The following is an 11,968-nucleotide window of genomic DNA, read 5'->3' on the forward strand; positions in this document are numbered from 1 at the left end:
CTTAACCCCTTGTAAAATATTTAACCCCATTAGAAAATATATCTTGTCTTTCTTTTATAGTGTTTGTTTTATATAAATTATGTCCTGATCTTTCACTATGACCCATTTTACCTAAAATAAGACCATTTTCACTAATCATCCCTTCAATAGCATAAAGTGATCCATTAACATTATATTTACCATTCAATGTTGCATCTCCATCCTCATCAATATATTGAAATGCAGCTAAATGCTTAAATTTTTCAATTAATTTTCCCGTCAGTCTACCTTCTCCATGACTAAATACTAATTCATGTTTCTGTCCAATTTCAAAATCCTGAGTCCATGGTGAATTTGTGTTGGCAACTCTAGTTATTGCAGTATCAGAAATATGTCTTAATCCTTCATTTCTAAACAATGTTAAATCGTCACTACCTAAGTCTTTTATTTCTCCATATGGCAATAATCCTGATTTTATTAATGCTTGAAATCCGTTACATATACCTAAAATTAATTTTTTGTCGGCTAAATGTTTATGAATTGCATTTTTAACTTTTTCATTTTTCAAAATATTTACAATAAATTTTGCACTACCATCAGGCTCATCTCCGGCGGAAAATCCTCCCGGAAACGCAATAATTTCAGATTTTTCAATCATTTCTACGAATTCATCTATAGAATTTTGAATATCATTTGCTTTTGTATTTCTAATTACAACCTGCGAAACTAATGCTCCAGCCTCTTCAAATGCTTTTTGAGTATCATATTCTGAATTTGTACCTGGAAATACCGGAATTACTACTCTTACCTTATCTAATTTTTCTTTATAATATTTCTTAGTTTCACAAGCATTAGAAATATTTTCCACTTTATCTTTATCCAAATTATAATAAGTTGGGTAAATTTCTTCTAAAGTATTCATATATGCTTTATATATCTCTTCTTTAAGTATAGTATTTCCATTTATTATAATATCTTCTGTTACTTCTCCAATTAGTTCAAAGTCAAGTTTTTCAGTAGCTTCTACTACAATTGAGGCAGGATTAAAATTAAATATTTTTTCACTATCTACTGTAAACCCTAAACTATTACCTATTGCCATCTTAGATAATGAAGATGCTATTGAACCATACTCTTGAACATATGCAGAAACAACTTTTCCATCTTTTATGTATTGATTTAATTTCCCAAATAATTCAACTGTTTTTTTGATATTAGGATATCCTTTATCTGTTTTTTCAATATCTATCAAATAGAGTTTATTACCCACTTTTTTTAATTCAGGAGTTATAACATCCTTTATTTTTACAGGTGCACATGCAAATGATATTAATGTTTCAACTACATTTATATCATTAAATGTACCTGACATTGAATCTTTGCCACCAATAGAAGGTCTTCCTATTTCCCTTTGAGCAACAATACTTCCCAAAAGAGATTGTGTAACTTTTCCCCATTTTATAGGATTATCAAGTAATTTTTCAAAATATTCCTGGAATGAAAAATATAAACTTTCTTTAGTCCCACCAATTGCATAAACTTTTGCCAAAGATTCCAGCACAGCATAAATACTTGATAAAAATGGTGAATATTTTGAAATTTTAGGGATAAATCCATATGTCAATACAGTTGCAGTATCCGGTGTACTATACAAAGTAGGAATAGCTGCTACACTAGCTTGTACAGGCGTTAATTTTGTCTTTCCTGCAAATGGCATCATTACTGTCATAGCACCTACTGTAGAATCAAACATAGACACCATTCCTTTTTGATTTGATACATTTAAATCTGAAAGTTCTTTTAAAAATTTATCTTTTGAAAATTCTCTTTTTACAAATGGATTTTCTGAATCATTATCTCTTAATTCAGCTTTTGAATGCTTTCTAACTCCGGCTGTTTCCAAAAATTCTGACTTGAAATCTACAATTAATTCGCCATTATAATACATTTCTAGTCTATTTCTATCAGTTATGTTTGCAACATGAACATATTCAAGATTTTCTTTTTCACATTCTGCTACAAAATTTTCGTAATCATCTTTGGAAATCCCGACAGCCATTCTTTCTTGAGATTCACTGATTGCAATTTCTGTAGGGTTCAATCCCTTATATTTTGTAAGAACTCTATCTAGAAAAATTTCAATTCCTTCTGACAATTCTCCAATAGCAACCGAAACCCCACCAGCACCAAAATCATTGCATTTTTTTATTAATTTTGTAACTTCCGGTTTTCTAAATAATCTTTGAATTTTCCTTTCTTCAACCGGATTCCCCTTTTGAACTTGACTTGATGCATTCACAAGAGATTTATCATTATGCTCTATTGATGAACCCGAAGCACCTTGTATACCGTCACGACCAGTTCTCCCACCAATCATAACAACAATATCCCCGGGAACTAAGGTTTCTCTTTTATAATTATCAACCTTAACCGCTCCTACTACAGCTCCTACTTCCATTGTTTTTGCAACATATGAATCATCATAAATTTCTTTCACAAATGTAGTTGCCAATCCTATTTGATTACCGTATGCACTGTTGCCTTGTGCAGTACCTTTCGAGATATCAACTTGAGGTAATTTATTTTTTAATGTATATCCTCTATTTTGCAAAATATTACCTGAACCTGATACTCTCATTGCTTGGTAAACATAACTTCTCCCTGACAATGGATCTCTAATCGCTCCACCTATACATGTGGAAGCCCCACCAAATGGCTCAATTTCTGAGGGATGATTATGAGTTTCATTTTTAAATTGAATTAACCATTTTTCCTTTTGTCCTTTATTTTCTATTTCAGTAAAAAATGAACAGGCATTTATTTCCTCACTTATTTCTATATTTTTATCGCCTAATATCTTTGTATGATATTTTCCAATAATAGATGCCATATCCATAAGCCTTATTGGTTTTGTAATGCCTAATTCCTCTCTAATTTTTATGTAATAATTAAATGCTTCTTGCATTTCCTCTTGGAATAATTTTGAATTAATTGATATTTCATCTAGACTTGTTTCAAAAGTAGTATGTCTACAGTGATCTGACCAAAACACGTCGAGAACGTACAATTCTGTTTCTGTAGGATCTCTATCTTCTTTCACAAAATATTTTTGAATAAAATTTAAGTCTTCTAAATCAAGTGCTAAAGATAATTTTTCCTTGATTTCTTCTAATTTTTGATTATTAAATATTCTAAATCCTGTTAAATCTAACATTTTTTTAGATTCTTGATTGATAATAAATTCTAATTTATTTAGATTTTTTTCTTGAGATTCAATTGGATTGATTAAAAAGTTTTTAATTTTTTGTAATTGTATTTCGTTTAATTCCTTATCAAATACAATTAATGTACCTGTTCTTATAACAGATTTATTTTTATTGTCTATTAATTTTAAGCATTGCATAGCACTATCTGAACGCTGATCATACTGTGCCGGCAAAGTTTCATATGCAATATATTTATTTTTTTCTAAATTAATATTATCATATACCTCATCTATCATAACTTCAGAAAATACAAGGTTTTTTGATTTTTCAAAAATTTCATCATCAATATCAAAAATATCATAAATTACGTATTTTTCTAATTTTGATATTGATATTCCAAACTCTAAATTTAGTAAATTCATTAAATTTTTTGATTGTACATCATATTTATTTTTTTTCTTTACAAAAATTCTTTTATTCAAAACTATCCTCCAAAAAAACATTTCCCTCAAAATTAATATGTCCTATTTTTCTATTGTTACGGGCTTCTTTTTCGTACAAATGCAAATAACATTGTCTATCTTTAACTAAATTTATAAAATATTTTTCATTCTGACCTAAAATATTGTATAAAGTCGTTTCCTTATTTGTTATTTTTCCTACCGATAATCCACAAATTGCCTCAATATGAGCTCTAAACTGCGATTTATTTGCAGATTGCATCGTTATATGGCCTGAATTATGAACTCTTGGAGCAATTTCATTAAAAATTACCTTTCCATTACTTATAAAAAATTCTACAGTTAAAACACCGTAATATTCTATGCCTGACAAAATCCTATTTGTGTATTCCACAGCTGTTTCATACTGTTCTTTACTTATATTTGCAGGAATTTTAGATCTATATAAAATATTATTTCTATGTTCATTTTCTACTACTGCTACGATATTTACGCCTTGAATATCCTTGCAAGCAACTACAGAAATTTCTTTTTCCAATGAAATAAATTTTTCTAAAATAGTATTTTCTTGTATTTCAGATATTGAGTTTATCAATGATTGCCCTTTGCCATCATATCCAAATCTCAATGTTTTCATAATATATTTTCCATCAAGTTTAATATTTTTATCATCAGAACTAAAATATTCAACTGTAGGAATATTTAATTTTTTTGCATATTCTTTTTCTTTAAGTCTATGCTGTGATATTTCTAAAATTTTTGATGATTGAACAACATTGTATTTGTTCTCAATTTGCCTGTATACATCCAAATCAATATTTTCAAATTCAAATGTGATTACATCACTTAATTCGCATAGCTTTTCTATGCCTTTAAAATCACTAAAAGCACTATGTATAAAAAAATCTGCAAATTTTCTTGCACAGGCGTCTTCACTTGGATCTAATATAGCTATTTTATATCCCATCTCTTTTGCAGACATAGCTAACATTCTTCCTAGTTGACCACCACCGATTATTCCAATAGTGCTTTTAGGTAATATAGTACTCATCATATCTTCATATCCTTTACTATATTTTCTAATTCAGTTTTAAATTTTTCATATTTTTGAGCGTACTCATCATTTTCAATTGCAAGAATTGATAATGCACTTATAGCTGCATTTTTAGCTCCAGCTACACCTATAGCCATAGTATGTACAGGAACCCCATAAGGCATCTGAACAATTGATAAAAGCGAGTCAATACCATTTAATGTGCTTGATTTTATAGGTACACCTATAACAGGTAAAATAGTCATAGATGCAATCATGCCCGGTAAATGTGCGGCTCCACCTGCTGCTGCAATAATTACACTAAACCCGTTATTTTTTGCGTTTTTTGCAAAGTCTATTAACAAATCAGGTGTTCTATGTGCACTAACAACTTTTTTATCGTATTCTATACCAAACTCTTCTAATAGCTGACAAGTCTCTTTCATTGTCTCAAAATCAGAAGAAGATCCCATAACAACAGCAACTTTAGGCATTATTTGCTCCTTATTTTTTTATTTTTTACAATTACAAGACTAGTATATCAAATATTTTTTTATTTGCAATTATTTTTTACAAAATAATTTTATTTAAATTTTAGTTGAAATTTAAACAAATTTAATGTAGTATTCTCTTGTAAAAGTTTTGTCAAAAAGGAGAAAATTATGAAATTAATTTATCAAGGTAAGACTAAGACACTCTTTGAACTTGAAAATGGTAACATTTTATTAAAGTTTAAGGATGATGTAACAGGTAAAGATGGCGTATTCGATCCAGGTGAAAATCAAATTGGACTTTCGATCGAAGGGTCAGGAAAAGCAGGATTAGAACTAACAAAATTTTTCTTTGAAAAATTAAAGGAAAAAGGAATTGTAACTCATTATGTAGATTCAAATATTGAAGAAAATACTATGGAAGTTAGAAAAGCCAAAGTATTTGGTCATGGTTTAGAATTTATTTGCAGATACAAGGCTGTTGGATCATTCTTCAAAAGATATGGAAAATATGTTAAAGAAGCTCAGGATTTGGGTGGACTTGTCGAAATTACAATAAAAGACGATAAAGCTCAAGATCCAATTATTACAAAAGAAACTCTAAATTTATTAAATATTGCGACTTTTGAACAATATGATGTAATTGTAGAACAAACTAAATTAATTTCCGATGAAATATTTGAAATTCTAAAAGAAAAAGGTTTAGATTTATATGATATTAAATTAGAATTTGGTATTGATGAAAATCAAAATATTATTCTTATAGACGAAATTTCAGGTGGAAACATGAGAGTTTACAAAAATGGTGAATATATCCTACCATTGGAATTACACAAATTAGTATTAAACAAATAAGGAGCATAAATGAGTAGATTAATAGGTACAAGTTCATTAGGAATAAGGCTACCAATTGTAAAACAAGGTGATGATTTAGTAAAAATCGTGAGTGATTGTTTTACAGAAGTTATAGAGCAACAAAAAATCGAGGTTTCAAATACTGACATCATTGGTATTACTGAATCTTTATTGGCAAGGACACAGGGAAACTATGTAAAATTATCATACATTACTGAAGACTTAAACAGTAAGTATAATGATGAAATAAGCTTAGTGCATCCAATTTTAAGCAGAAACAGATTTTTAAATATTCTAAAAGCTATCGCAAATACAAATAAAAAAGTTAAAATTTATCTTTCATATCCAAGTGATGAAGTAGGAAATCTACTTATGGATAAATATGAAATAATGAAAAAAAATGTAAACATCTACAAAGATACTCTAACCGAAGAGGACTATCTAAATATCTTAGGTAAAAAATACCTTCACCCATTCACAGGACTTGATTATGTTGAAATATATAAATCAGTATTTCAAAAAGGTCAAGTAGAAATCTTATACTCAAACAATCTAGAAGATATTGCAAAAAACTCAAAATCTATACTTGTAGCAAATATACATGATAGAGAATACATGAAAGAATATTTCAAGGAACATGGTATTAATTCTGTGTATACACTTGCTGATATTATGTCAAGTCCAATAAACAATTCCGGATATAACGAACACTATGGACTATATGGTTCAAACGCAGCTAGCGATGATTCACTAAAATTATTCCCTAGAGATGCTAAAAAATTCGTTGATGATGTTCAAGCAGAAATAATGAAAAGAACGGGTAAAAAAATTGAAGTTTTAGTATATGGTGATGGTGCATTTAAGGATCCTATTGGTGGAATATGGGAATTAGCTGATCCTGTTGTATCTCCCGGATTTACTGATGGTTTAATCGGTAGACCAAATGAAGTTAAAATAAAATATCTTGCAGATAATGATTTGGCAGATTTGTCAGGTGAAGAAGCAATTAAAGCAATGAAAGAAAAAATCAAAACCAAAGATGATAATGATGTTACACAAAATGCAAAATTAGGCACAACTCCTCGACAACTTACAGACCTTGTCGGCTCATTATGTGATTTAATGTCGGGTTCAGGAGATAAAGGTACTCCTGTAATTTACATTAAAGGTTACTTTGATAATTACTCAGTTGAATAAAATTAAATGAAAAATAGTCATGCCCTTTTACAAAAAATTGAATTAGAACATGACTATTTTTTATTTTTCAATAATTCTTTTTATAATTTCATTGGCTTCTTCATATCTTTGTTTATCAGTTTTTGAACCTAATATATGAATGATATATTCTCTATCACCTTTATTATACAATAAAATCAAATTATTTATCCCATCTAATGAACCGGTTTTAATTCCTTTAATTTTTTTACTAAAATATTTAAAATTAGGATCTAAAAATTTATTTGTATTTATCCAAGCAATATCGGTGTCATCAGGTAAACTAGCAATATATTCATAACTTGATATAACTTCTCTTATAAACTTATATTGAATAATATTATTAACAACATTATTTAAATCCTCACAAGTAGTATATGATTCATAATCAAAACCAGATGGATTGTATATTTTAGTATTTTCATATCCTCTATCTCTCAAAAATATATTGAATTTTTCTTGAAATAAGTCCAACCTAGTTTTTATATCTCTTAAACTTTTATCTAAATTTTTCCCACAAAAATCAGCCAAAACATATGCAGCATCATTACCTGAAGGAACTAATAATCCTGCAACTAAATTTCTTAATGTATATTCTTTATATTCAATATTAGCTAAAGATGAATTTTTAGGTACATATTCTAATATTCCATCAGAAGGTGAAATTACAGTATCTAAATTATAATTTTCTATAATATAATCTGTCAAAAATAATTTTGATAGACTTGCAGGAGATATTTTTTTATTTTTATTTTTTTCAAATATAACATTATTGTTTGATTTATCAAAAACATAAACAATTTCAGAATTTATTTTTTGTTTAAAAATATAATTTTTAGCTAGTAATGCCATTATAATAAAAAATATAATATATAAAATATTTTTAACAATTTTATTTTTATTAATTCTACTTTTTTTTACTAAAATTTTACGATTTTCAAAATCCATAATTCCTCCTTAAAATAATTATAACTATTAATGTAAATAATTACAATCTGTAATGCTTAGAACGGATAAAATAATTCAAAAAATGAAAATAAATGATATATAAAAAATATCCCTTTGACTTTAACAAACATAAATGATAAAATTAATCACAAATTTAAATATATTAAATTTTAATTTTGGAAATATTTAGTAAATAAGAAAGGATATTTTATGGCATTTTATTTTAGCGAACCATCAAGAACATTTAGTGAATACTTATTAGTACCTGGTTATTCATCGAAACAACACATGGTATCAAATGTTAGTTTAAAAACACCTATTACAAAATTTAAAAAGGGTGAAACACCTAAAATTAGTGCGAATATTCCACTTGTATCAGCAATAATGCAAGCCGTATCAGATGATAAAATGGCTGTTAGTTTAGCTAGAGAAGGTGGAATTTCTTTTATTTTTGGCTCTCAATCCATTGAATCTCAAGCAAATATGATTAAAAAAGTTAAATCATATAAATCGGGATTTGTAGTAAGTGATAGTAATTTATCTCCCGATGCAACTTTAGCTGATGTACTTGAGCTAAAAGAAAAAAATGGATATTCAACAATAGCTATAACTGAAGATGGTACAAGTAAAGGTAAACTTTTGGGACTTGTAACAAGCAGAGATTATAGAATTTCAAGAATGACTACTGATATTAAAGTTACAGAGTTTATGACAAAATTTGAAAATTTAATATATGCTAATGTTGGTCTAACTCTAAGTCAAGCTAATGATATACTTTGGGAACATAAATTAAATGTTTTACCAATAGTTGATGATAATCAAAATTTACAATTCCTTGTATTTAGAAAAGATTATGACATGCACAAATCAAACCCAAATGAACTTTTAGATTCTAATAAAAGCTTCATAGTAGGAGCAGGTATCAACACTAGAGATTATATGGAAAGAGTCCCTGCTCTAGTTGAAGCCGGATGTGATGTTTTATGCATAGATTCATCCGAGGGATTTAGTGAGTGGCAAAAAGACACTATTGAATGGATTAGAGAAAATTATGGAGATAGTGTTAAAGTTGGTGCTGGAAATGTGGTAGATAAAGAGGGCTTTGATTTCCTTGCAAATGCCGGTGCTGATTTTATTAAAATCGGAATTGGTGGTGGTTCTATCTGCATTACAAGAGAACAAAAAGGTATTGGTCGTGGGCAGGCATCTGCGGTTATAGAAGTTGCTAAAGCTAGAGATGAATATTTTGAAAAAACCGGTATTTACGTTCCTGTTTGTTCGGACGGTGGAATTGTTCATGATTATCATATGACTCTTGCACTTGCAATGGGTGCTGATTTTATAATGCTTGGTAGATATTTTGCCAGATTTGATGAATCACCTACAAATAAAATAAATATAAATGGTAATTTTGTTAAAGAATATTGGGGTGAGGGCTCAAATAGAGCTAGAAACTGGCAAAGATATGATCTTGGAGGAGCATCAAATCTTAAATTTGAAGAGGGTGTAGACTCTTATGTTCCATATGCAGGATCATTACATGATAATGTAAATTTAACGATTAATAAAATTAAAGCAACCATGTGTAATTGTGGTGCTTTGAGCATTAAAGAATTACAAGAAAAGGCAAAGATTACTCTTGTTTCATCAACTTCTATTGTTGAAGGTGGAGCACATGATGTTATCGTTAAAGATAATTTTCAAAATAAAATTTAAGATATGAAATTAATCAAACAGGCTTTCTCTTAATTGAGTTAGCCTTTTTAACTATATAATAAAACTATTTAAAAATATTTTTCATTTCCATATTTAAATTTTCAATTTAATTGATGTAATTAATTCACATAAAAATTTTTTTAATGATAAAGTCTTATCTGTTATTACAAAAAATTAATATTTTATTTTTTTTGTTTTATATATTAATATTATTTTGAGGAGTTATTATGAAATTTTCAGAAAATCAATTAAAAGTAATAAATCATAAAAAAGGTCCGGCATTAGTATTGGCAGTCCCCGGTTCCGGTAAAACTACAGTATTATTAGCAAGAATAAATAATTTAATAAACAATGGAATTAATCCTGAAAATATTTTGGCAATGACATTTTCTAAGACTCAAGCTAAAGATATGGAAATTAGATATAAAAAAATCTACGGTGATCAAAACATTCATTTTTCAACTATTCATTCTTTTGCATACGGTATAATAAAAAAATTTTCAAATAAATTATCAAATTTTAAGATTATAGAATCATCAAAAGAATATAATAAATACTCTATTGTTCAGCAAATATTTTTACATGTTAGAAAAAAATATATGAATGATGAACAATTGGAAAGTTTTTTTAGAGTATCTAGCTTTTTAAAAAATACATTAATGGATTATAATGAATATAAAAAGATGTATTCCGCTATATTTAATGATTTTGAAAAAGTATACACTATATATGAAAGATTCAAAAAAGATAAAAATTTACTTGATTTTGATGATATACTTATTGAAGCCTTGAGAATACTTCAAACTAATAAACAAGCACTAGATTTTCTTCAAAATAAATTTCATTATGTACAAATTGATGAAGGCCAGGATACATCATACGTACAATTGAAAATCATCAGCTTGGTATCACAAAAAAATAATAATTTATTTATTGTAGCAGATGATGATCAATCAATATATGGATTTAGAGGTGCTAATTCTAAACAATTACTTGATTTTCCTAATGTTTATCCGGATGCTAAAATTTTTTATATGGAAAATAATTATAGATCTACTCAAAATATAATAAAATTTTCAAATAAATTAATAAAAAATAACAAACAAAGATATTTAAAAGTTATAAAATCAAATAATTCTGAAGGCAATAATGTAAATATAATTTCTACTAAAAATACAAAGCAGCAAATTGAATATATTATTGATAAGGCATTAAAAAAACTTTGCTTAAATGAAACAGTTGCAATATTATACAGAAATAATATTTCGGCAATATCTTTTATTAATTATATTCCAGATAATGTTGATTTTTATATAAAAGATAGTACTAACGCTTTTTATTCACATCAAATAATTAATGATATTATTGATATTATAAATTTCTCTAAGGATCAATATGACTTAAATTTATTTAAAAAAATTTATTATAAATTAAATTTATTTATAAAAAAGGAATTTGTAAAACAATTGGAATTCATGGATGAAAGTGATGATGTCATAGAACGATTAAAAAACGTTGAAGGAATAAATAATTTTTTCCTAGAGAAAATATACTTACTTTCATATTACATGGATAAATTATCTTCATTGAATTTTTCAGATGCTGTAATATTTGTTTTAAGAAGTATGGATTATTATGAATATGTAAAAGAACTTTCTAGACGAACAACAGGATCCATGATTTCCTATGATAGAATTATAGATACTTTGATTAATATTTCTAAAGACATTAAATCTGTTTCAGAATTTGAAAATAAAGTCAGAAATTTAATCGAGAAACAAAAAAATCACAGCATCAATTCTTCAAATTTAACGCTTTCAACTATACATGGTTCAAAAGGCTTAGAATTTGATAATGTGTTTATAATAGATTTAGTTGATAAAGAATTTCCTTCATCTTATTCCGAATCGGTAAATGAAGAATTAGGAATTTTAGAAGAGGAAAGAAGGTTATTTTATGTTGGAATTACAAGAGCAAAATATAATTTAACTCTACTTTATCCAAAAAAACTCTTTATAAATGAGGTTAAAAATTCTTCATTCATTAATGAAATAATCGGAAACT

The 11,968-nt window shown here is 27.3% G+C and carries 8 protein-coding genes; 4 read left to right on the forward strand and 4 right to left on the reverse strand.

What is annotated here, in order from left to right; all coding sequences use genetic code 11:
- Window position 1: 1 nt before the first annotated feature.
- Genes ABGF45_RS06035 through purE form a run of 3 tightly spaced genes read right to left on the reverse strand, consistent with a single transcriptional unit; the run spans window position 2 to window position 5,176 of the window.
- Complete coding sequence (locus ABGF45_RS06035; RefSeq protein ID WP_245151215.1) at window positions 2-3,667, reverse strand: phosphoribosylformylglycinamidine synthase; 3,666 nt, start codon at window positions 3,665-3,667, stop codon at window positions 2-4.
- Complete coding sequence (locus tag ABGF45_RS06040; protein ID WP_245151216.1) at window positions 3,660-4,697, reverse strand: 5-(carboxyamino)imidazole ribonucleotide synthase; 1,038 nt, start codon at window positions 4,695-4,697, stop codon at window positions 3,660-3,662. The genes ABGF45_RS06035 and ABGF45_RS06040 overlap by 8 nt, the downstream gene beginning before the upstream one ends.
- Entirely contained in the window at window positions 4,697-5,176 is a 480-nt protein-coding gene (purE, locus tag ABGF45_RS06045) for a 5-(carboxyamino)imidazole ribonucleotide mutase (RefSeq protein ID WP_209021431.1), read from the reverse strand. Before purE ends, ABGF45_RS06040 begins: the two co-directional genes overlap by 1 nt.
- A gap of 165 nt (window positions 5,177-5,341) precedes the next feature.
- Between purE and ABGF45_RS06050 the strand changes: the two genes are divergently transcribed.
- Window positions 5,342-6,025: a phosphoribosylaminoimidazolesuccinocarboxamide synthase gene (locus tag ABGF45_RS06050; protein ID WP_134711968.1), complete on the forward strand. Its 684-nt coding sequence runs from the start codon at window positions 5,342-5,344 to the stop codon at window positions 6,023-6,025.
- Window positions 6,026-6,034: 9 nt separating this feature from the next.
- Window positions 6,035-7,222, forward strand: coding sequence for a coenzyme F420-0:L-glutamate ligase (locus ABGF45_RS06055; RefSeq protein WP_134744283.1), 1,188 nt, complete (start codon window positions 6,035-6,037; stop codon window positions 7,220-7,222).
- A 60-nt stretch (window positions 7,223-7,282) separates the two neighbouring features.
- On the opposite strand, the gene ABGF45_RS06060 is transcribed toward ABGF45_RS06055, so the two are convergent.
- Window positions 7,283-8,188, reverse strand: coding sequence for a D-alanyl-D-alanine carboxypeptidase family protein (locus ABGF45_RS06060; RefSeq protein ID WP_134768808.1), 906 nt, complete (start codon window positions 8,186-8,188; stop codon window positions 7,283-7,285).
- Between the two features lie 210 nt (window positions 8,189-8,398).
- On the opposite strand from ABGF45_RS06060, the gene ABGF45_RS06065 reads away from it, so the two are divergent.
- Both ABGF45_RS06065 and ABGF45_RS06070 read left to right on the forward strand, forming a co-directional pair.
- A complete protein-coding gene (locus ABGF45_RS06065) occupies window positions 8,399-9,904 on the forward strand; it encodes an IMP dehydrogenase (RefSeq protein ID WP_134743981.1) in 1,506 nt (501 codons plus the stop codon).
- Window positions 9,905-10,131: 227 nt separating this feature from the next.
- On the forward strand, window positions 10,132-11,968 hold a 1,837-nt coding region (locus ABGF45_RS06070; protein ID WP_134743982.1), incomplete at its 3' end, for an ATP-dependent helicase.

The sequence above is a fragment of the Helcococcus sp. KG196 genome (assembly GCF_046035495.1).
Lineage (GTDB): Bacteria > Bacillota > Clostridia > Tissierellales > Peptoniphilaceae > Helcococcus > Helcococcus ovis.

What these genes read in the sequence shown, in the direction of transcription:
- ABGF45_RS06040 (WP_245151216.1), bottom strand. Translation starts at nt 4,697, where the DNA reads ATGAGTACTATATTACCTAAAAGCACTATTGGAATAATCGGTGGTGGT.
- ABGF45_RS06055 (WP_134744283.1), top strand. Translation starts at nt 6,035, where the DNA reads ATGAGTAGATTAATAGGTACAAGTTCATTAGGAATAAGGCTACCAATT.
- ABGF45_RS06050 (WP_134711968.1), top strand. Translation starts at nt 5,342, where the DNA reads ATGAAATTAATTTATCAAGGTAAGACTAAGACACTCTTTGAACTTGAA.
- ABGF45_RS06060 (WP_134768808.1), bottom strand. Translation starts at nt 8,188, where the DNA reads ATGGATTTTGAAAATCGTAAAATTTTAGTAAAAAAAAGTAGAATTAAT.
- ABGF45_RS06065 (WP_134743981.1), top strand. Translation starts at nt 8,399, where the DNA reads ATGGCATTTTATTTTAGCGAACCATCAAGAACATTTAGTGAATACTTA.